A 20,848-nucleotide genomic window follows, 5' to 3' on the forward strand; every position below is an offset into this window, starting at 1 on the left:
GAATGGAACAGCCCGAGAAGGCGTCGATCCTGCGCCAGCCGACGGCGGTGTGGGCCATCGCGTTCGCGTGCGCGGTGTCGTTCATGGGGATCGGCCTCGTGGACCCGATCCTGCCCGCGATCAGCGAGGGCCTCCGCGCCTCGCCGTCCCAGACGATGCTGCTGTTCACGAGCTACCTCATGATCACCGCGGTCGCGATGTTCTTCAGCGGCTTCATCTCCAGCCGCGTCGGCGTCAAGCGCACGCTCATCGCCGGGCTCGCGCTCATCGTGGTCTTCGCCGGACTCGCGGGCGCCTCGGACACGGTCGGCCAGATCATCGGCTTCCGCGCCGGATGGGGCCTCGGCAACGCCCTCTTCATCTCGACGGCGCTCGCCTCGATCGTCGGTGCGGCCTCCGGCGGCAGCCGCCAGGCCGTGATCCTCTACGAAGCGGCGCTCGGCATCGGCCTCGCGGTGGGCCCGCTCCTGGGCGGCGCACTCGGCGAGGCGTCGTGGCGCGGGCCGTTCTTCGGTACGGCGGTCCTCATGGCGATCGCCCTGATCGCGATCGTCGTGCTGCTGAAGGGACCCGCGGCTACGCCGGCCCCGGTCCCGCTCACCGCGGGCTTCACGGCCCTCCGCGATCCGGCGCTGCGCACCCTCGCGGTCACCGCGCTGTTCTACAACTACGCGTTCTTCACCCTGCTCGCCTACTCCCCCTACCCGATCGAGGCGGCCGCCGCGCAGTCCGGCCTCGACTTCGGCGCGCACGAACTGGGACTGGTGTTCTTCGGCTGGGGCGCGGCCGTCGCGGTCACGTCGGTCTTCGCGGCGCCGCTCCTGACCCGCCGCTTCGGCCTGCTCCCGGTGCTCTACTCGATGTTCGCGCTCCTCGGCGTCGCCTTGGCGGTCATGGGCATCGGCGTCGACTCCGCCCCGCTCCTCATCACGGTGGTGATCCTGGCGGGCCTCTTCCTGGGAGTCCTCAACACCGCGCTGACGGAGACCGTCATGGAGGCCACGACCCTGCCGAGAGGCGTCGCGTCCTCCACCTACTCAGGCGTGCGGTTCCTCGGCGGGGCCATCGCCCCGGCCGTCACCGGCGGCATCGCCGAGACCTGGGGCGACGGCGCCCCGTACTGGTTCGCCGTGGCCGCGCTCATCATCGCCATCACCATGCTCGCCCTCGGCCGCGGCACCCTCGCCCACCTCACCCGCCCGCACCAGGACGCCGAGACCGAGGCCCAGCTCATCACCGTAGGCGACGAGGCCTAGACCGCCGCCCGGTGGCGGAGCCTGTAGCGCAGCGGGGATTCGCCCACTTCGCGTTTGAAGGCGGTGCTGAACGCGCTTTCGGAACCGTAGCCGAGACGCGACGCGAGCGCGCCGACGCGAGCGTCGCCGTCGCGGAGCTCCTTCTGCGCCAGCAGCATCCGCCAGCGGTGCAGGTAGGTCAGCGGCGGGACTCCCGCGACGGCCCGGAACCGCTCGGCGAACGAGGTCCGCGACATCGCCGCCGCTTTCGCGAGGGCGTCGAGACCCCACGGCCCGCCGGGATCGGCGTGCATGAGGGAGAGCGCCGGACCGAGCCGCTCGTCGGTGAGGACCCGGAGCCACCCGGGGGGCAGCTCGGCCTGGTCCACATAGGATCGAACGGCTTCGAGGAGCAGGAGCTGGCCGTACTGGCGCAGCGCGAACGCCGACCCGGCCCGCCCGCGCGCGCCTTCGTCGAACATCCGGTCGAGCAGGTCCTGGACGGTCCCGGCCGTCGCGGCCGAGGCCCGCACGTGGGCCACCGGCGGCAGCGCGTGCGCGAGCAGCGCCTGCCCGGCGGCGTTCAGTTCGATGCGCCCGCCGATGATCACGTCGTCGACGCTCCGGTCGACGGGCCCTGCGTCGGCGAAGCGCGGGTCCGGTTCGACGCGCCTGCGCGGCCCGTCGCCGCCACCGCCTTCGGCGCGCAGCCACGAGCGGGCGTTCATGATCGCCACGTCGCCGGCTTCGAGCTCGATCGGCCCGTCCACGCCGTCGGCCCACAGCCGGGCGCGGCCCGCCACCATCGCGGTGAACTTCATCGCCTCGCTGACGTCCGCCTCGGTGAACCACGGGCCCCGGACCGCGAATCCGCCCGAGACGACGCCGCGCACCTCGACGAGATCGAAGACCTCCGACAGGTGATCGCTTTCCATGATCCGAACTCTAAAGCAAGAAATACGGACTGGCAATTATTCAGAGTCCGGCCGTTCGGGGACAGACTCGAACCATGGAACACCACACGAAACAGCACCCGATCGGCACCGGCTTCACCGCGGCGACCACCGCCGACGAGGTCCTCGCCGGAATCGACCTCTCCGGCAGGCATATCGTCGTGACCGGCGGCCACAACGGCATCGGACTGGAGACCGTCCGCGCCCTGAGCAAGGCCGGCGCCGCGGTCACCGTCGCCGCCCGCAACCCCGAGCGCGCGGCCGCGTCCCTCGCCGGGATCGACCGCGTCGAGACCTCGCAGCTCGACCTGCTCGACCCCGCCTCGATCGACGCGTTCGCCGCCCGCTACCTCGCGACCGGGCGGCCCCTGCACGCCCTCGTCAACAACGCCGGCATCATGGCCGGCCCGCTCGTGCGCGACGCCCGCGGCTACGAGTCCCAGTTCGCGGTCAACCACCTCGGCCACTTCCAGCTCACGCTCGGCCTGCTGCCCGCGCTGCGGTCCGCGCGCGGCGCGCGCGTCGTCAACCTGACCTCCGGGGGCCACCGGATCTCCGACATCCGCTGGGACGACCCGCATTTCAAGGACGGCTACGACGAGATGGGCATGCTCGGCTACGGCCAGTCGAAGACCGCGAACGTCCTGTTCGCCGTCGAGCTGGACCGCCGCTGGTCCGCGGACGGCATCCGCGGCTTCGCCGTCCACCCCGGCATCGTCATGACCACCCGGCTCGGCCCCTGGATCCCCGAAGGCGAGGAGCGCGAGCCCTGGCTCAGCGACGACCAGATGCGGGCCATGGGCCTGGCCGACGAGCGCGGCGAGCTCATCCTCGACCCCGACCGCGAGCTGAAGACTCCGCAGCAGGGCGCCAGCACCAGCGTCTTCGCCGCAGCCAGCCCGCTCCTCGACGGCATCGGCGGCGTCTACCTCAAGGACAACGACCTCTCCCCGCTCGACGAGGACCCGCACGACGTCGAGTTCGGCACCGACTCCGACGTCAAGTCCGACGTGGTCCCCTACGCCCTCGACCCGGCCTCAGCCCGGCGCCTGTGGGAGCTGAGCGAAGAGCTGATCGGACACAAGGTCTGAGGCTCTGCGCGCCACGCGAAGCGGGGCCCGGGCCGGTGCGGCCCGGGCCCCGCGGCCGGTCACTTGCCCGACCACCACCAGAGCTGCATCATCACTTCTTCGTAGTACTGGATGAGGTAGCCGCCGGCGACGGCGTGGTCGCCGTCCTCGCGCCAGTCGAAGTTGCACCTGACCCAGGTGCCGTAGCCTTCGGCGTTGGCGCACCAGCGGTGGTTGATGGAGCCGAACTCGGTGTAGACGAGGGCGGTCGCCCCGTAGCCGTCCTTGTCGCCGTCGCGCACGTAGACGTAGTCGCCGTCGTACTGGATGCAGACCTGGGTGCTGCCGTGGGCGGCGTTCGCGGTCATGCATTCGCCGATCGGGCCCGCGACCTTCGTGCCGTAGACGCATGCGACGCGTTCGAGTTCGCAGTCCTGGAAGTAGTTCGCCTCGGCCATGGCCGCCGACGGCACGGCGAAGACGGCGGCGAGCACGGCCGCGAGGAGCGCGGTGAGGTGGAGGGCGGTGCGGTTCAGCTTGCGCCGCAACCGGTTCGATGAATTCGTCATGAGAGGTGTCCTTTCGGGTGGTTACACGCAGGAGTGCATGAGCGAGAACTCGGACGCCTCGGCCTGCGCCGCGGCATCCGGAACGGCGCTCTCCAGAGCGGCGACGATCGCATCGGCGCCCTCACCGGCGAGGAGTTCCTCCACGCCCTGATCCGGCAGGTCCTCCGCCGCCGCGGCGAACGCCGCCGCGTCCTCCACGGCGCCTTCGGACTCGCCGTTGCCGAGGACCCCGCCGTCGAAGGGGATCTCCGACCCCTCGCCGAGGCCGTGCCACTGCGCCGGCGTGTACTCGCCGTCCTCGTCGCAGACGGCCGCCTCCCACCGGATCGCCATCACGTACTGGTGACCGACCTCCACCCGCGGGAAGCCGTACAGCGCCATCTCCACGGCCCCTTCGGTATCGCCGTCGGTGAAGTGCCACCCGAGGGCGTTGAAGCTCCAGGTCGCGGGCGCCGCGACAGGGGCTCCCTCCCGCGACCACAGCACGTCCTCGACGTTGAGCGAGACGGTCCGGCCGATGATCCCCTCCCCGCGTTCGAGCTCCTCCGCGCCGGGCGCGATCGTCTCCTCCGACACGGCCTCGACGACGATCACGTGGTCGGCGTAGGTCACCCAGTCGTCCGCGGTGATGCTCGGCAGGTAGTCGGCCCCATGCCCCATGAGCACTGAGGGCTCAGGCGCGGCCTGCTCCTCCGGAGCGGGAGCGGCGAGGGCCGTGACGGCGATTCCGGTCAAGGCAGCGGCGGCGACAACGCCGGCAGCCGCCGCAATTCGAGTACGAATACGCACGGGCCCTCCTCAGTAGGTGCCGTTGATGTTGTCGATGTTGTTGTCCTGGAGGACCTCCCCGTCACTGACCGGGTCCTCCATGCACCCGAGCCGCTCATCGCGCCGACTCGTCACCGGCGACGCCTGGTCCCCGTGCAGCAGCCCCACGGCGTGCCCGGTCTCGTGGCAGATGAGCCCGTTCGCGTAGTGGCCGCCGCCGAGGATCCGGATGTACTGCTGGTCGCAGCGCAGATGATCGGCCGCGTCGTTGCAGAAGGTGACGCCGCTGGCGCCCGACGGGACGCCGATGCCGCTCTCCTCGTACACGATGTCGGTCTCGGCGCTCCCGGAGAACGACGGCGTGCTGTCCAGACTCACTGTCAGGTCAGTCGGCTCGAACACGTGCTCCATCACGTAGTTGACGCGGTTGCGGTCCACCGTCTCCAGCATGTTCGACCCGCCGCTGTCCATGTAGTACGTCAACGTGGCGTTGTCCGTCTGGCACGAGAGGTACCCGTTCGGCGTACTCCCCTCGTCCACGCACGCCAGGTTCGCGTACGGCGTCGGATACATGTTGTCGGTGAACGCCGCCCACGCGGCCCCCGCCGTCACCGCCACCGCCGTGAACACCGCCACGGTCATGCACACGGCCTTCACGCTCATCCGCCTCGCGGAACCATTCGTCATCAGGCGACTCCCCTTCCGGCCGCCCAACGCATCTGACCGGCCTCCACGAGCCTAGAAAACCGGGAGTACACGCCCCGTACACGAGCAGTACACGCCCCACGAACCCGCAGACAGACCGCCACAAAAAGCCAAAACAAGAACAAACAAAAAGGCCCGCCGAAAAGCGGGCCTTCATGATGGCTGGGGTACCTGGACTCGAACCAAGAACGGCTGAACCAGAATCAGCTGTGTTGCCAATTACACCATACCCCAATGGTGTCGTAGCGCCTCGAAGCTCGTTGCGCTGACGGGATGTAACTGTACCGGACGGGCTCGCGCCCCTTCAAACGGGTTCCTGTGATGGGGACGACTCGGCTGAAAGGGCGCGGGCCCGTCGTGGTCAGGAGGAGGTCGGCACGGGGGTGGGGCGGTCGAGGCGCAGGTAGGTGAGGGTGAGGGCGATGAAGGCGGCCAGGATGAGGAGGTCGGCGGCGTGGGCGAGGGACTCGGTGCGGGAGATGCGACTGAGGGGGAAGAGGGCGCCGGAGGCGATGAGGAGGAGGCCGAGCCAGAGGGGGGCGAGGCGGGTCCAGAGGAGGGCCGCGCCGAGGGCGCAGAGGGCGAGGGGGAAGGCGGGGCCGGGAATCCAGAGGACGACGGCGGAGGCGACCGGATGCTCGGCGGCCGCGGCGAGGGAGTCGGCGCCGGAGACGCCGAAGATCCCTTCGAAGAAGCCCTGGAGGCTGAAGGCCATGCCGCCGGCGAAGCCGGCGAGGGACAGGACGGCGCCGAGGGCGCCGAGCCAGGGCCGACGCTCGCCGATGCGGGTCCAGACGGCGAGGAGGCCGTAGATCCAGGCGACGGTGGAGCACATGAGGACGGTCGAGGCGGTGACGCCGTAGCGGTCGCTCTCCCACAGGAACGTGGCGGTCGCGCCGAGCAGGGGGCCGAGGAGGAGCGAGGCGGTGGCGAGGTGTCTGTTCATGTAGAGAGACTACATGTAGAAGCTCTACATAACAAGACCGTCTACCTATCGGGGCGTAGCCTGGACCCATGGACGCGGACGGCATTCACGGACAGCTCGACACCCTCATCCTCGCCACCCTCAAACGCGGTGAGGCCCACGGCTACGCGATCATCTCGGCCCTGCGCGAGCACAGCGGCGAGCGGCTCGACCTCCCCAGCGGCACGGTCTACCCGGCGCTGCGGCGGCTGGAGCGCGCCGGAAGCATCCGCGGCACCTGGTCGCAGGACGCGGGCCGGCGGCGGCGCGTCTACGCGCTCACCGAGGACGGCCTGAAGGCCCTCGACAAGGGCGTGCGGGACTGGAAGTCGCTGCGCGAGGTCATGTCGGCGGTCCTCGGCGCATGAACGAGTACATCGCCGCGGTGGCCGCGCCGCTGCGAGGCCCCAGGCGGGTCCGCCGGGACATGCTCGCCGAGATCGAGGACGGCTTCGAGGAGGCCGTCGCCGAGCGCGTCGCGGCCGGGCTGAGCCGGGGCGAGGCCGTCGACGGGGCCGCATCGGAGTTCGGCGAGCCGCGGATCGTCGCCGCCGAGGTCCAGCGGGAGCTGGAGGCCGCGCAGGCCCGCCAGACCGCGTGGACGCTCCTGATCGCGTTGCCCGCCATGACGATCATGTGGGACGTGTTCGGCGGCGACGGCGACCCCGGGCTGGCCGCGACCCTCCTGGCGCGCGTGGTCGACGCCGCGACCGCCGTCGCGTTCGGCGCGGCCGCGCTCGTGCTCACCGGCCACCTCGAACGCCGGGCCGCCCGCCTCTGCGGCCTCCTCGGCCTGGTCCAGATCGCCACCGCGCTCGGGTGCTCGGCCCTCATCGCGATGGTCGCCGACGGGCAGGGGCCGACCGGGGCCTGGGCCGCCCTGACCGCGGCGTCGGCGGCGGGGTCGATCCTCGTGTGCACCGCGTCGGTGCGGGCGCTGCGGACGGCCCGCGCGGCGATCTCCTAGCGGCGCAGAGGGCTCGGCCGCGAGACGGAGAAAACCTCCCACACCGGGCAACCGCGTCCGGCCCGGCCGCGTATTCAGCGTGCCGGGCCGCGTCGCCATCCACCACCGTGCGCGGGGCCGGGCCCCTACCCGTCATGTGAAAGAGGCCCAGTGGAGACCGAGGAGCAGCAAGAGGCCGAGTTCCGTTCCTTCGCGATCGCCCAGCGCGACAGCCTGCGGCGGTACGCCTACCTGCTGTGCGGGGACTGGTTCGAGGCCGACGACATCGTGCAGAAGGCCCTGACGAAGATGTTCGCCGCGTGGAGGCGCGTCGAGCCCGGCGGGGCGCCCGCGTACGTGCGGCGCATCGTCACGAACGTGTACTTCTCGCACCGCCGCCTGTCGTGGGTGCGCCGCGAGCGCGCCAGCGACGAGCTGCCGGTGCGGCGGCTCGACCGCCCCCAGGAGGAGGTCGACGTGCGGCTCGAACTCGCCGCGGCGCTGGACCGGCTGCCGCCGCGGCAGCGGGCGACGCTGGTCCTGCGGTACTGGGAGCAGTTGTCGGTCGACGAGACCGCGGCGGCCATGGGCTGCTCCGCGGGAACCGTGAAGAGCCAGTGCGCCAAGGGAATCGCGAAGATGCGCGAACTCCTCACCGACGCCGCCGTGCCTGCCCGGGCGTAGCGGAAGGAAGCGAACCACCATGAATCTGCAAGACGACCCCGGCGCGGTGCTCCGGGAGCTCATGCCCGAGCAGCCGCCGTCCGGCTCGTTCGACCTCGACCGCATCGTCAGCGACGGATACAAGGCGCGCCGCCGCCACCGCGCGGCCCTCGCGAGCGCGGCCGCGACCGGCGTCGCCGCCATCGCGGGGGTGCTGGCCCTGTCGATCGCGGGCCTGCCGGGGTTCCTGGTCGACGACCCGCCCGCGGCCGGGGAGGACCCGGACCCGGCCCTGTCGGGCTACCCGATGCCCGGGGAGGAGGGCTTCAGCGACGAGGAGACCGCGCAGGCGCTCACCGACGCCGCACGGGACGCGTTCGCCCCGCTGCTGCTGGAGACCGGCCTGTTCCAGGAGTCCGACTTCACGACGGTCATGTACGAGCCCACGGCGCAGGAGATCCAGGAGTACGCCGAGGAGCACGGCGTGAGCCCCGAGGAGGCCGCGCAGGACCTCCAGTACGTCGCCGACAGGGGCGAGCTCGCGTTCAGCGGGCACACCAGCCCGGGGAACTACGGCCAGGTGCAGCTCTACAGCTACCTCGCGTCGGTCCAGATCGGCCTTGACGAGGAGGGCGCCGGCGGCCGGGTCCTGCTCGACGTGGAGGCGCTGCTGCCGGGCGGCTGGACCGACGAGCCGGGGCCCACGGGCGAGCAGTACTTCCCGCAGCACCTCATCGACGACGACGCGGACGAGTTCGAGCGGACCGGACTCGACGACGGCCGGGTCCTCTACACCGCCGCCGACGGCTGCGAGCTGCACGCGGCCGTGGTCTACCCCAACGGGTCCGGGCTCCGGGCCTCCTGGGACGGCTGCGACGTCGACGGCCACGGCGAGGTCGCCGTCGATGCGGGCCGGTTCGCCGACGCGGTCCTCGCCATGCCGGAGACGGACTTCGACACGGCGGACCTGCACGGCGTCGGGGAGGTCGTGGACGTGCCTCCGGGATGGCTCGCGTCGGACGACTCGTGGCGGCCGTGGGCCGAGGACGGCGCGCTGGCGACCGCCGTGGACGCCGGGACGGTGCTCGCCGACCGAGTGCCGGGGGCGGTGGTGTTCGAGCCGTGGGTGATGCCCGAGCTCGACCCGGCCGACCCCGTGCGCGACGGCGAGGTGGCGCTGCGCGAGTACGTGATGAACGGCGAGATGCCGGTCGAGGGCGAGTCCTCGCCCGTGCCGTTCGACCTGGTGTACACGCTGCCCGGCGGCTGGGTGGCCGGTTTCGGCGACGCCGACGCCGACGGGCCGTACCTCTCCGACTGCCGCCGGGGCGACTGCACCGAGGCCGGGGTCGGGGGCGGCGGCACCGCGTACGTCGCTGAGACGCGCGTCGAGCACGACGCGGATCCCGAGATGGGGATCGACGAGCCGTGGTTCGAGGGCGAGTACGAGGTCACGGTGGTCGACCCGGACGGCTGGGCGGTCATGATGCGGATCTCGTTCCAGGACCCGGACTTCGGGCTCACCGCGGAGGAGCTGACGGCGATCGTCGCGGCGCTCCCGGCGCCGGTGTACGACGCGGACGCGGAGCCGGTCCTCGCGGAGTGAGGCGCCGAGCGCGGGCGTGAGGCCGCACCTCGGCGAGCGGGGCGGCCGTCGCGGACGCGATGCGGCCCCGGCTCCACCGGAGCCGAGGCCGCGCCACGCCCTGCCAGGGGACGCGGGGTCCCCCGGTCCTCACCGAGGCGTCCAGGGGACGGCTAGTTGAGGACCTGCCAGTCGCGCGAGCCGAGGTACTCGGGGCGCGGCCGGTCGGCCGCGAACGGCTCGACCAGCGAGTTGTCGACGGCGTTGAACACGATGAACAGGTTCGAGCGCGGGAACGGCGTGATGTTCCCGTTCGAGCCGTGCATGCAGTTCGAGTCGAACCAGACCGCCGACCCGGCGGGGCCGGTGAACTGGTGGATGCCGTACTTGTCGGCGAGGAGCCGCAGCGACGCCTGGTCGGGCGTGCCGATCTCCTGCTTCACCAGCGAGGCCTTGTGGTTGTCGGCGGGCGTCTCGCCGATGCACGACACGAACGTCTGGTGCGAGCCCGGCATGATCATCAGCGAGCCGTTGAAGTGGTAGTTCTCGGTCATCGCGAGCGACAGGCTCACCGCGCGCATGCGCGGCATGCCGTCCTCGGCGTGCCAGGTCTCGAAGTCCGAGTGCCACTCGAAGGGCGCGCCGCCGAAGCCGGGCTTGTAGTTGATCCGGCTCTGGTGGACGTACACGTCGGAGCCGAGGATCTGGCGCGCGACCCCGGCGATCCGCTCGTCGCGGATGAGCGCGGCGAAGAACGGCGAGATCTTGTGGACGTCGAAGACCGAGCGCACCTCGTCGGTGGTCCGCTCCCGCACGACCCGCTCGTCCCCTGCCAGGGACGGGTCGTGGAGGAGCTGCTCGATCTCGTTCTGCGCCGCGGCGAGCTCGGACGGGGTGAGCAGCTGCTCCACGGGCGTGAAGCCGTGCTGCGTGTGCCCGTCGAGGTGCCGCTGCGTGAGCGGCCCGTCGGCGGCCCCGCCCCAGACGGCGGGGTCCTCGGTGCGGTAGATCAGGCGCGGTTCGTCGAACCGGCGCGTCGGATAGAGGTCGGTGGGCGACATGGTCGTTCGTTCCTCTCTGCGCCGCAGCGGATGCGGCGCGTTCCGTCAGGGTTCTTCGGTGATGAGGGGGTACACGCCGTCGGCGTCGTGGACCTCCCGGCCGGTGACCGGCGGGTTGAACACGCACACGCAGCGCAGGTCCTCTTCGACGTCGAGGGTGTGCCGCTCGTGTCCGTTGAGGACGTACATCGTCCCCGGCGCGAGCGCGTGGACCTCGCCGCTCTCCAGGTCGCGGAGCTTCGCGGACCCTTCGATGACGTAGACGGCCTCGACGTGGTTGGCGTAGTGCATGGTCGTGGAGGTCCCCGCGTAGAGGACGGTGTCGTGCAGGGAGAACCCGGTCCCGTCCCCGGCGAGCAGCAGGCGGCGCGAGCGCCACGTCCCGGCGGCCCGGTCGCGGTCGCCGCCTTCGACGTCCGCTTCGGTGCCGATGAGGTCCTGGAGCCTTCTGACGATCATGCGGCGTTCCTCGCTTCGTGTTCCTTCGCAACGGTCGCGACGGCTTCGCGGGCGATGCCGATGCCCTCCTCGAAGTCGTCCCTGGTGGTCGTGAGCGGCGGGAGGAGCTTGACGACCTCGTCCTCGGCGCCGGAGGTCTCCATGAGCAGGCCGTTCGCGAACGCCTCCTGGCAGACCTGCCCGGCGTGCGCGGGCTCGGTGAAGACCAGGCCGCGGGCGAGGCCCCGGCCGCGCGTGGTGATGCCGAGCTCGGGATGGGACTCGGCGATGCCGTTCAGCTCGCCGTCGAGCCACGCGGCGCGGTCGTCGACCGCGGCGGTGAGGTCGTCGTCGCGCCAGAACGTCTCCAGCGCGGCCTGGGCCGTGACGAACGCGGGCGCGAACCCGCGGAACGTGCCGTTGTGCTCGCCGGGCTCCCACACGTCCAGGTGCGGCTTCATGAGCGTGAGCGCGAACGGCAGTCCCATGCCGGACAAGGACTTCGAGAGCGTGACGATGTCGGGCCTGATCCCGGCGCGCTCGAAGGAGAAGAACGGCCCGGTGCGCCCGCAGCCCATCTGGATGTCGTCGACGATGAACAGCAGCTCGTGCTCGCGGCACACCGCTTCGAGGCCGCGCAGCCACGCGTCGGAGGCGACGTTGACGCCGCCTTCGCCCTGGACGGTCTCCACGATGACCGCGGCGGGCCGGTCGAGCCCCGAGCCCGGGTCCTCCAGGAGGCTTCGCAGCCAGAGGAAGTCGGGCGTGCGGCCGTCCATGTAGTTGTCGTACGGCATGGTCGCGGCGTTGTTGAGCGGCACGCCCGCGCCGCCGCGCTTCATGGAGTTCCCGGTGACCGCGAGGGCCCCGAGGGTCATCCCGTGGAAGCCGTTCGTGAACGACACGACCGTTTCGCGGCCGGTGTACTTGCGGGCCAGCTTGAGCGCGGCCTCGACGGCGTTGTTGCCCGCGGGGCCGGGGAACTGGACCTTGTAGTCGAGGCCCCGCGGCGCGAGCACGAGGTCGCGGAACGATTCGAGGAACCGGCGCTTGGCGGTCGAGTACGTGTCGAGCGTGTGCACGACGTTGTCCTCGGTCAGGTAGGCGAGGAGCGCCTCCTTGAGCGCCGGGTGGTTGTGGCCGTAGTTGAGGGTGCCCGCACCGGCGAAGAAGTCCACATAGGATCTTCCCTGCTCGTCGGTGATGCGGCTGCCCCTCGCGGTGGAGAACACCGTGGGCCAGTTGCGGCAGTAGGAGCGGACTTCTGATTCGACCTGTTCGAAAACCTGCATGAGTCTCTCTGGGTCGGCCTGTTCAGCGGTCCTCCGCTCCCCGTCCGCAGGTGCGGACGGGCGCTTACCCGGGCCGGCGCTTGTCGGTGCCCGGGTAGGGCGGGCGAACTCAGTCCCGGGCGCGGCCCGTCGTGCCGCCCGGGGGCGTCAGCGGCCCACCGAGCGCTCGGTCCGGGCGCAGCGGCCCACCGATCACTCCGATCGGGCGCGCAAGCGGCCCGATGCGGTGCAGCACTTCGGGTTCGTGTCCGGAGCCGAGCTCGTGCTCGGAGAACAGCACGTCGCGCGTCAAGTCCGCGTCGTTCGCCTGCGCGAACGACTCGAACAAGTGCATCGACGCTTTGTTGTCGGGGGTCACGGTCGCCTCGACGAAGCGGACCCCGGTTTGGGCGCGCACGGTCTCGGCCAGGTGGCCGAGCATGCGCGATGCCAGTCCGCGCCTGCGGAAGTCCGGGCCCACGGCCACCTGCCACACGAAGAGCGTGTCGGGCGCGGCCGGGCGCCGGTATCCGGTGATGAAGCCCGCCAGGCGGTCTCCCGCGCGAGCGACGACGCTGGTGTCCGCGAAGTCGCGGCACCACAGCAGGTAGGCGTACCTGCTGTTCACGTCGAGGCCCCCCGATTCACGGGCGAGCCGTTCCATCGGGCCCCCGTCCGCCGGGCTCGGCGAGCCCAGGTGAAAACGGGTCGGGGAGCCCGGATCGGGCGGCCCCGCGGGGCCGCCCGGTTCTTTGACCTGGGTGTCGGCCCCTGCCGGGCTCGGAACACTTGCGTCACCGGATGGCATGGGGACGACCGTAACAAAGATCGGACTGATTGTTAAGCCCAACAGAACGATATTGTGAAGTTTTCCGCACAGAATCGCGGTTGCGTCTATACTCGGCGCCCGCCTTCGGAGGTCTCGGCCTCGTCATCGTATTCGTCGTCCTCGTACTCGGTCTCGTACTCGGCCTCGTCGTCGGCGCCGTGCCCTTGCGGGTCAAGGCGTTCGAGCCCGGCGCGCTCGGTGATCGCATGGCGCAGTGCGAGTTCGGGATCGACTCCGGCCTGGCGTGCGGCGCTGACGGCGGCGAGCAGGAAGTCCCCGACGTCCTCCGGCGCGAGCTTCATCCCGTCGGGCAGCTCCGGCAGCTCCAGCGGCTCGCCCTGGTCGCTGAAGCGCTCGATGACCTTGGCGGCCAGGGCGAGCGAGGGCAGCTGGCGGGAGACGCCGTCGGCCGGGTGGTCCCGGTGCGGCTTCTCGGCGGCCTTGGCCTCGTTCCAGTGCTCGTACAGGTCGTCGGGGTCGGCGTCGCCCCACACGTGCGGGTGGCGGCGGATGATCTTCTCCACCAGGTCCCCCGCGACGTCGTCGATGTCGAAGTCCTCCGCGAGCGACGCGTGCAGGAGCGGCTGGAACAGCAGGTCGCCGAGCTCCTCGCGCAGTTCGTCGGGGTCGCCCCCGGCGATCGCGTCGAGGACCTCGTAAGACTCCTCCAGCAGGTACGGGCCCAGGCTCCGGTGGGTCTGGGCCCGGTGCCACGGGCAGCCGTCCTCGGCGTGGAGGCGCGCGACGGCCTCGACGAGGTCGAGCAGGCGCGCGCCGGGCGGATCCCAAGAGCCGTAGACGACTTCGAGCTCGACCTCGCCGCCCGCGACGTACTCCGCGAGCGCTTCGCGCAGCTCCTCGTCGCCGTCCTCGCCGACGATCCAGACGCCGCCCTCCTCAAGGAACTCGGCGGCGTCCTCGACGATGTCGACGTCGATCCCGGCGTCGCGGATCGCCGCCACGGCGGGCGTCTCGTCGAACGCGGCCACCGCCTCGGCCTCTTGCAGGGCGTCCCACGCCTCGACGGTGAGGAGTCCGGCGGGGATGCGAGGGGAGGTCAGGAGCCAGGTGACGGTGCTCAACGCTGCGGGACCTCGACGGGGAACACCGAGGGGAGCGGGCTGAGGTCGAAGTCGCCGTAGCGGGGGTTCACGGAGATGTCGTACTCCTCGACGTACGCGGCGAGGTCGTCGGTGAACCCGGCGAGGAGCTCCAGGTCCTCCTGGCTGTACCCGGCGACGTTCGCATCGGTCTGCGCGGCCTCGGCGATGCGCGCGACCTCGTCTTCGGTGAGCGGCCGCGGCTCGGACTCGGCCACGAGCGCCTGGAAGTACTGCTCCGCTTCGAGCGCGATGGTCTCCAGCTCGTCGGCGCCCGCGCCGTCCACCGGGTCGAGCCCGATGGCGTGGCCCAGTTCGGAGTACAGCACGTACACGACGACCTGCTCCCGGTCGCCCGAGTAGTCGAAGACGCTCAGGTCCTCGCCCTGCTCCTCGCGGAAGTCCGCGATCGTCGTCACGTAACCGTCGATCGTGGACTCGGGCACCCGCTCGTCCCCGACGAACAGCGCCGCCCCCTGCTGACTCCCGCAGGCCCCCAGCACGAGCAGCCCGACCGCGGCGACACCCGCCAGTCTCAGTGTGCGCACAGCACTCCCCTTCATTGCCAAGGCCGCCCGATCGACAGCCCCTGTGACCTTAACCTCACAAGCAAACGCTCCACAATCCGCCCACCCGAGGCCGGCACACCGCGTACCGGCACAACGACATATCTTCGCTTTCACATGAGAGGTGTCAGGTTTCCGACAGCAAGTTGGATTGCCGACGGATAGGAACGTTGAGTGACAACACCTTCACAAGCTCTCCATAACCGCGGTTTCCTGGCCCTCACCGGCGTCCAATCCTGGAACGCGATGCTCACGAACGGCAGCCGAAGCTCATGTAAGGCCGGAAGTCGACTTCTTGACCAGGGCGCAATCAGCGAACGCGTCTACGCCCTTGTAAACGGCAGAGTGCGGATCTCGTACACCGAACCCGGCGGACACGAAGTCCTTATGGCGATCCGCGGGCCCGGAGACCTTCTCGGGGAGTATGCACAGCAGGACCATGGTGCACATATGGCGACGGTGTGGACGCTCGAACATTGCGAAACCGTGGTCTTCACACCCGGCTCCTTCGATGCCGCGATTCGTCGCCTCGGCCTTGAGGAAGCCTTGCAGCAGTACATCCTCCACAAGTACAGGCAGATTCCCAAGCGGCTTTGGCAGGCGAGCAACCTCCAGACCGAACAGCGGATGGCGCTGCTCCTGATGGAGATCCTCAACGCCGATCCGGTTCGCAATGATGCAGCGGTTCCCATGACACAGCAGCAAATATCGGATGCACTCGGCGTGGCCCGGAGTTCGGTCACCCGGCTGCTCGCGAACTGGCGGGACGCCGGCTTCATCCGCATCGGTCGAGGACTGCTCGAAGTGCTCGACCGAGCCGCGCTCGCGCGCCGCGCCAGCCGAACCTAACTGTGATACTTGACACTCTCTCATGTGTCCAACGTTGGACATTCGCCATCGGCGATCTGACTCAGTATCAAAGCTGTCCACTCACAGGCAGAAGAAGAGGTCAATCGCATGCCCTCCACCCCGTATCCGGCTGCGCAGGAGTTCCTGACCGTCGTCGCCCTCGATATCGAGGGCTTTAGCCGATTCACCGACGCTGAAGGCACGAGAATCGCAACGCATTTCCGCGATGCAGTGCACCGTGCCTTCGATCGGGCCGACCTGTCGCAGCTCTATGAGAACCCTCGTTTCATGCAAAACGGCGGAGACGGGCTCGTTCTCGGCTTCCCTCAGCCGGATCTCGGGAAAATCACGGACCGCGTGCCGTCGGCGCTCCAAGGCGAGTTGCGCGAGCTGCACCGAAGTGAGGGCTTCTGCATTCGGATGCGTATGGGCGTCTCGGTCGGACCGGTCGAAAAGACCGACGATCCCCGCATTGACGTCGCACCGGGTCGGACCATCATCGACGCCTGCCGTATCGCCGATGCCGCACCGACGAGGAGGCTGCTCAAGCAGTCGGACCCCCACGCCACCTACCTGGTCGTAGCGGTGACGCAGACCGTTATGGACTCCACTGTCGATCGCAATCCGCTGTGGCTCAGAGCGAGTGAATTCGTGAAGATGGAAATCGACATCAAGGAGAAGCACTATCACGCCACCGCGTTCATGCATGTCCCGTCACCGTCAGGAAAACTGCTTTCAGCGGGTCTCCTTAATCTCGATGATACGGACTCCATCGAGGCCGAGATGCGCAACCAACCTCCGCTGGAGGAGCGGTACCGCGCTCGGCACCGGGCCGACAAGCCGTCCGACGGGCCCCGATACGAGGCCGACCGCCCTTCAGCCCCGCTCAGCACAGGTGACGTCTCGGGCAAGGGCGCGTTCGGCGTGGTCTCTGGGGGTCGCGTCCAGGTCGACAACTCCGAGGACCACCGCGGGCAGGACCGATCGCACACCACGAACTACATCAATGGAGACAACTTCACCGCCGAGCGAGACGCGTACATCGACAAGTCGACGCGTTCGGACGACGAGGAGCGCCACCGGCCGTTCTGGGAGCGGGACGACCGTCCGTGAACGACGCCAAGGGACGACCGCCGGAGTTCTATCGACTCCCCTCCGCATGGCCGAAGCCGAGGACACGGAGCTCACAACCCGGCTCGGCCGGTGGCGAGTGGATCGGCGCCAACATCCAAGGCGACTATCTGCACGCAAACCGCGACATGCACGTCCGCATCGACGCTGTCTTGGCCGAAGACGCCCTCAAATCCAGTATCGAAGAGGACGCCGGTAGCGGGTTCTCAGAAGAGGATCTGAACGACGTCTTGTCGCCTCCCGACCGCGACCTGCATTTGCAGGCACTCACTGACACGCGGCTTCTGGTGCTGTCGGGCGCCCGCCGTACAGGTCTGACGACTGCAGTGTGGCTTCGGGCCCGAGTGCTCGCTCAGCGGTTGAACGTCAGAGTTCAGGCCCTCACCTCGACGAATAGTGAAGAACTCCACCGAGACATGGACCGCAAGGGCGGACCAGTGGTCTTCGTCCTGGACATGTCACGGAATACGGAGTTTGAGACCGAGGTCTCGAAGCTCGTCCCGCGAATCAAGCAGCTTCTCGATCGACATGAGCGCTACCTCGTGATCGCCGTCGAGGAGCGCTTCGGCGTTGAGCTGGAGGGGGATTGTGAGGGGTCGATCTTCACGCTTAGATGTCTGACGCCCGACCGAGTGTTCGAGCACTATTACAAGGCCGGCGAAGCGGCGTTCGTCGCGGTTCGGGCTTCAGAGGAGTACTTCCGCAAACCGCTCCGGACAGCTTGGCCTCCTCGGGCCCGTCAGATCGCAGAGATCCTCAACGAAGCGCAGCGCGACCTGACGCCGGAACAGTTCGGTGAACTGATCGACCACGCGCTCGGAAAACGGCCCCGGATCCTCCAGGAGATGACGGGCAATCGCCTCGACGCCGACGGCCGCGCAATACTGGTTGCGGCCGCAGCCCTGGAGACCTCGCCCGCGGAGACTCTGATCGGTGCGGCGGACGGTCTTGCAGCAGAGGTCCGCGGCACCGGTTGGGCTATCGATCCGATGGACGACCAGGGGCTCACGCAGCGGATCAGGGCCATCGGCGAGGTGTTCCGGCTGACTGACTCGCGCTTCATCGACGTGCACTTGGGAGATTCGGTGCTTCCGTACGTCTGGGAGGAGTATCCGCAGTGGCGTGGTCCTCTGGCGTCCTGGCTCGACCGTCTCCTGGCAAGACCGGGCGAATGGCGGGCTGCGAGGTTCGGAATGCTGCCCAACCGGGTTTATCAACTCGCCAAGAATGACCGGAATCCGGCGTTCCTGCTGGACCGGGCCCATGCGATGGCGGAGAGTATCATGTCCGAGATCCGGGGGCTCGCCGTCGAACTCCTCGTCGCAGGTGTCCTCAATTCAGACATCGGGCCGGGCGTTAAGCGGAGGCTCTACATCTGGAGCCGAAGCGCTTCCGCACCTGTGCAACTGGCCGTCGTAGCCGCGTGCGGAGATGAGCGATATCTGGCGTCGGACACCGACTCGGCGTTGACGCGGATACGGCACCTGGCCGATTCTCCTCACAGCGAAGTTCGCATGGCCGCGCGGAAGGTGATCGTCCAGCAGGCTCCAAACCACTTGTCTCCCGTCGACTTCCTCGGGTATCTCGCAATCTGCATGCAGCCCTCTAGTTTCCTCTGCGAAGCAGTCCCGGGCATTTTCTACGAGGCGTTCGCGGACCACGACATGCTGCGGCGCTTGCAAAGCGGACCTGAAGAACTTGTTGGGGACCGGTCCGGCCATATCGCTGCGTTCTGGGCTCAGATCTTGGATCAGGACTCCCCTCCGCTCATCGCCCGGGTCCTGAAGACGTGGCTCGCGGCCGCCGCCAGGATCGGGCCGTTCAACGGCGAGGCGATGGCGCTGATGCCTGCGAACGCGGTACCGGGGCAGTACCGGCGTCTCGGAAGGCTCTCCCGAGCGGCGTCCCTGCTCTCCGCCCCCGCCATCGGTGCCCTCCCCCTCGAATCGCGGTTGTCCGCGCTGCTCATGAAACGACTCTTTGAAATCGAGGTGCACCTTCGATGACCTTTTCAGGTTTCCTGCTGATCCTGCTCCTACTGGCCGGTGCCGCGGCGTTCGGCGGATGGCAGCTCCTCCGTCGGCGCGGCGGACCTGTCGAGATCGAGGATCCCGGCCAGCAGGTCCAATCCCAAGCACCGATGACGCAGATTGCGACGTTGCATCTTCCCAGTTCTCATCTACATTTTCAGTTCTCCTGCGATATCGAGTACCGATATGCCGAGACCTCGCGGACTCCGAGAGGGGTCAGGCCCCGTCCTGGAAGTGTCGAGGCTGCCCTCTATGAGACGCTGAAGGAGCTTTCCTCACAGTTCCCGCTGACCCGCAAGGACCAGCTCAAGTACGAGCTGACCCGAGCGCTTCGCTCTCCCCTGAACGTCAACGGCCGGTTCGCCGTCTGGGGCGAGTGCCTCGGAGTCCAGGTCGACGAGGCCGAGATGGACATCATCCATGAGGGCTACCGCGAAGAGCTTGAGAATGAGCGGTTGCGCCGACGGATCGAGTTCCTCGGCAAGGTGTTCGAGGATCACCGTGGAGCAACGATGTGGTGGCTCGCTCGCCATCAGGATGAGATAGAGCAGCTTCCGGAGAAAGCCGATCTCATTTACAGGGTGGAACGACAGCTCAACCCCGAGCACGATCCCGAAAATCTCAAAATCGGCCAAGACCTCGTATGGTTCCTTGCTTCGTCGGCAGAGGATGCTCGATCCACTGTGGGCACAATGCTCTCAGGGATCTATGCGGAGTACGGCCAGGCCGAGCTCGCCAGGAAAGCGGCAGATCTCATTCCATATCGGGAGCAGCCGACGTCGGCGGCCGATGCCAACTGGTGACGGCTCACCGAATGGATGGTTCCAGACCGCCGCTTCGACCTCGCGGCGGAGGATGCTGCGCAGGGGCGACCGTGGGGCGAGGTCAGAGTGACGGGCTGACCGTCGATAGCGAGGACGAAGCCACCAGCTAACCGGGCCCTCGATCGCTGCTAGGAACAGCAGCAGCGTCGCGCAGCGGGCAGCCTCGTTGGTCTGGATCGCATGGTCCAGGATCACCGTCCGAACACGGTCCCATTCGTCGATCATCAAGCCGGTCGGTAGGAGCGGTCCTGTTCTCATGGAACAACGCGTCATCGTATGCAGCACGGCATGCGACGGCCGATCGCTTTGGCCTGATTGGCCGGCCCACGGAGCTGTTCGGGTTCGGCGTTACCACTTCGCGATGAGCGGGGGTGCTTCTTGCGGGGTGGTCCGCCAGGTTCTGGTGAGGCGGTGGAGGCGGGTGGGGGCGGCTATTGAGGTGGCTGTGGTGATGAGGCCGTGGGTGGTGGTGAGGATGACGGCGCCGATGACGCGGTCGTCGACGGTGGCGATGACGGCGGGGTTGGTGTTGACGATGGCGGCATGGAAGGCGGGGGCGCCTCCGGCGAGGCGGCGTTTGGCGGGGGTGGGTTTGAAGCCGCCGCGGATGACGCGGGCGAGGTTCTCGGCGCCGGTGAGGGACATGAGGGTCGCGGAGAGGCCGGCGCCGTCGGAGAGGCCGGTGGCGTCGGCGGTGAGGAGGGCGACGAGGCGGTCGGTGCGGCCGGAGGCCGCGGCGGAGACGAAGGCCTCGACGATCTCGCGGGCGGCGGCGCGGTCGACTTCGGCGCGGGGTGCGGCGCGCACACGGCGGCGGGCGCGCAGGGCGTGCTGCTGGCTCGCGGACTCGGTGATGTCGAGGATCTGCGCTATCTCCTTGTGGGAGTGGGAGAAGGCTTCCCGCAGGACGTAGACGGCCCGTTCGACCGGTGGGACCCTCTCCAGCAGGAGGAGGACCGCGATGGTCACTGATTCTCGTTGCTCCACTGTGTCCAGTGGCCCTAGCATCGGATCGCCTTCCAGGAGGGGTTCGGGCAGCCAGGAGCCGACGGTGCGTTCGCGGCGGGCGTAGGCGGAGCGGAGCCGGTCGAGCGCGAGGTTGGCGACGACCTTGGTCAGCCACGCCTCCGGGACCTCGACGTAGTCGCGGTCGGCGGCCTGCCAGCGCAGGAACGCGTCCTGGACGACGTCCTCGGCGTCGGCGGCCGAGCCGAGCAGGCGGTACGCCAACGAGGCCATCCTGGAGCGGAGGGCCTCGAAGCGCGCCGTGGCGGCGGAGTCCATCGGACGA

Annotated in this window: 22 protein-coding genes and 1 tRNA gene; 10 read left to right on the forward strand and 13 right to left on the reverse strand. The window is 69.1% G+C overall.

The genetic code is table 11. From position 1 onward, the window contains the following. The first annotated feature begins 2 nt into the window (after positions 1–2). A complete protein-coding gene (locus B0I28_RS16975) occupies positions 3–1,256 on the forward strand; it encodes an MFS transporter (RefSeq protein ID WP_106365020.1) in 1,254 nt (417 codons plus the stop codon). On the opposite strand, the gene B0I28_RS16980 is transcribed toward B0I28_RS16975, so the two are convergent. Beyond that, positions 1,253–2,170, reverse strand: coding sequence for an AraC family transcriptional regulator (locus B0I28_RS16980; RefSeq protein WP_106365021.1), 918 nt, complete (start codon positions 2,168–2,170; stop codon positions 1,253–1,255). The two genes, B0I28_RS16975 and B0I28_RS16980, sit on opposite strands and share 4 nt — an antisense overlap. A gap of 74 nt (positions 2,171–2,244) precedes the next feature. On the opposite strand from B0I28_RS16980, the gene B0I28_RS16985 reads away from it, so the two are divergent. Continuing rightward, positions 2,245–3,279 (forward strand): SDR family NAD(P)-dependent oxidoreductase, encoded by a 1,035-nt coding sequence (locus B0I28_RS16985; protein WP_106365022.1) that lies wholly within the window; start codon positions 2,245–2,247, stop codon positions 3,277–3,279. A 59-nt stretch (positions 3,280–3,338) separates the two neighbouring features. Here the strand turns inward: B0I28_RS16985 and B0I28_RS16990 are convergent, their stop codons facing one another. From B0I28_RS16990 to B0I28_RS17010, 5 genes are all read right to left on the reverse strand, one after another. Then, on the reverse strand, positions 3,339–3,827 hold the full coding sequence (locus tag B0I28_RS16990; RefSeq protein WP_146148136.1) for a hypothetical protein: 489 nt from the start codon (positions 3,825–3,827) through the stop codon (positions 3,339–3,341). Positions 3,828–3,848: 21 nt separating this feature from the next. After that, positions 3,849–4,562 carry a hypothetical protein gene (locus B0I28_RS16995; protein WP_219926814.1) on the reverse strand — a complete coding sequence of 238 codons (714 nt, stop codon included), beginning with the start codon at positions 4,560–4,562 and terminating at the stop codon, positions 3,849–3,851. A gap of 63 nt (positions 4,563–4,625) precedes the next feature. After that, positions 4,626–5,282, reverse strand: a complete 657-nt coding sequence (locus B0I28_RS17000; protein ID WP_219926815.1) for a hypothetical protein — start codon at positions 5,280–5,282, stop codon at positions 4,626–4,628. A gap of 177 nt (positions 5,283–5,459) precedes the next feature. Further along, positions 5,460–5,534 (reverse strand) — tRNA-Gln (locus B0I28_RS17005). A 127-nt stretch (positions 5,535–5,661) separates the two neighbouring features. Continuing rightward, complete coding sequence (locus tag B0I28_RS17010) at positions 5,662–6,246, reverse strand: hypothetical protein (protein ID WP_106365024.1); 585 nt, start codon at positions 6,244–6,246, stop codon at positions 5,662–5,664. 68 nt (positions 6,247–6,314) lie between these two features. On the opposite strand from B0I28_RS17010, the gene B0I28_RS17015 reads away from it, so the two are divergent. The 4 genes from B0I28_RS17015 to B0I28_RS17030 all read left to right on the forward strand — a co-directional run bounded on the left by B0I28_RS17015 (position 6,315) and on the right by B0I28_RS17030 (position 9,479). Next, a complete protein-coding gene (locus tag B0I28_RS17015; RefSeq protein ID WP_106365025.1) occupies positions 6,315–6,632 on the forward strand; it encodes a PadR family transcriptional regulator in 318 nt (105 codons plus the stop codon). Beyond that, on the forward strand, positions 6,629–7,231 hold the full coding sequence (locus B0I28_RS17020; RefSeq protein ID WP_106365026.1) for a permease prefix domain 1-containing protein: 603 nt from the start codon (positions 6,629–6,631) through the stop codon (positions 7,229–7,231). The genes B0I28_RS17015 and B0I28_RS17020 overlap by 4 nt, the downstream gene beginning before the upstream one ends. A gap of 150 nt (positions 7,232–7,381) precedes the next feature. Continuing rightward, on the forward strand, positions 7,382–7,894 hold the full coding sequence (locus B0I28_RS17025) for a SigE family RNA polymerase sigma factor (protein WP_106365027.1): 513 nt from the start codon (positions 7,382–7,384) through the stop codon (positions 7,892–7,894). A 19-nt stretch (positions 7,895–7,913) separates the two neighbouring features. After that, entirely contained in the window at positions 7,914–9,479 is a 1,566-nt protein-coding gene (locus B0I28_RS17030; protein WP_106365028.1) for a hypothetical protein, read from the forward strand. A 152-nt stretch (positions 9,480–9,631) separates the two neighbouring features. On the opposite strand, the gene thpD is transcribed toward B0I28_RS17030, so the two are convergent. The 6 genes from thpD to B0I28_RS17060 all read right to left on the reverse strand — a co-directional run bounded on the left by thpD (position 9,632) and on the right by B0I28_RS17060 (position 14,705). Next, positions 9,632–10,519, reverse strand: coding sequence for an ectoine hydroxylase (thpD, locus tag B0I28_RS17035; protein ID WP_106365029.1), 888 nt, complete (start codon positions 10,517–10,519; stop codon positions 9,632–9,634). A gap of 45 nt (positions 10,520–10,564) precedes the next feature. After that, complete coding sequence (locus B0I28_RS17040; protein ID WP_106365030.1) at positions 10,565–10,978, reverse strand: ectoine synthase; 414 nt, start codon at positions 10,976–10,978, stop codon at positions 10,565–10,567. After that, positions 10,975–12,249 (reverse strand): diaminobutyrate--2-oxoglutarate transaminase, encoded by a 1,275-nt coding sequence (gene ectB, locus B0I28_RS17045; RefSeq protein ID WP_106365031.1) that lies wholly within the window; start codon positions 12,247–12,249, stop codon positions 10,975–10,977. Before ectB ends, B0I28_RS17040 begins: the two co-directional genes overlap by 4 nt. Positions 12,250–12,358: 109 nt before the next feature. Continuing rightward, positions 12,359–13,036: a diaminobutyrate acetyltransferase gene (ectA, locus tag B0I28_RS17050; protein WP_106365032.1), complete on the reverse strand. Its 678-nt coding sequence runs from the start codon at positions 13,034–13,036 to the stop codon at positions 12,359–12,361. An 86-nt stretch (positions 13,037–13,122) separates the two neighbouring features. Beyond that, positions 13,123–14,139, reverse strand: coding sequence for a nucleoside triphosphate pyrophosphohydrolase (locus tag B0I28_RS17055; RefSeq protein WP_106365033.1), 1,017 nt, complete (start codon positions 14,137–14,139; stop codon positions 13,123–13,125). Further along, entirely contained in the window at positions 14,136–14,705 is a 570-nt protein-coding gene (locus B0I28_RS17060) for a hypothetical protein (protein WP_106365034.1), read from the reverse strand. Before B0I28_RS17060 ends, B0I28_RS17055 begins: the two co-directional genes overlap by 4 nt. A 264-nt stretch (positions 14,706–14,969) precedes the next feature. On the opposite strand from B0I28_RS17060, the gene B0I28_RS17065 reads away from it, so the two are divergent. The 4 genes from B0I28_RS17065 (at position 14,970) to B0I28_RS17080 (ending at position 19,536) form a co-directional block, all read left to right on the forward strand. Then, a complete protein-coding gene (locus tag B0I28_RS17065) occupies positions 14,970–15,572 on the forward strand; it encodes a Crp/Fnr family transcriptional regulator (RefSeq protein ID WP_106365035.1) in 603 nt (200 codons plus the stop codon). 108 nt (positions 15,573–15,680) lie between these two features. Further along, entirely contained in the window at positions 15,681–16,685 is a 1,005-nt protein-coding gene (locus tag B0I28_RS17070; protein WP_106365036.1) for a nucleotidyl cyclase domain-containing protein, read from the forward strand. Continuing rightward, complete coding sequence (locus tag B0I28_RS17075) at positions 16,682–18,709, forward strand: ATP-binding protein (RefSeq protein ID WP_146148138.1); 2,028 nt, start codon at positions 16,682–16,684, stop codon at positions 18,707–18,709. The genes B0I28_RS17070 and B0I28_RS17075 overlap by 4 nt, the downstream gene beginning before the upstream one ends. Continuing rightward, entirely contained in the window at positions 18,706–19,536 is an 831-nt protein-coding gene (locus B0I28_RS17080) for a hypothetical protein (RefSeq protein WP_106365038.1), read from the forward strand. Before B0I28_RS17075 ends, B0I28_RS17080 begins: the two co-directional genes overlap by 4 nt. Before the next feature lie 369 nt (positions 19,537–19,905). Here B0I28_RS17080 and B0I28_RS17085 read toward each other — a convergent pair whose 3' ends face one another. Then, entirely contained in the window at positions 19,906–20,841 is a 936-nt protein-coding gene (locus B0I28_RS17085; RefSeq protein WP_106365039.1) for a sigma-70 family RNA polymerase sigma factor, read from the reverse strand. Positions 20,842–20,848: the final 7 nt, after the last annotated feature.

The sequence above is a fragment of the Glycomyces artemisiae genome (assembly GCF_003002955.1).
Lineage (GTDB): Bacteria > Actinomycetota > Actinomycetes > Mycobacteriales > Micromonosporaceae > Glycomyces > Glycomyces artemisiae.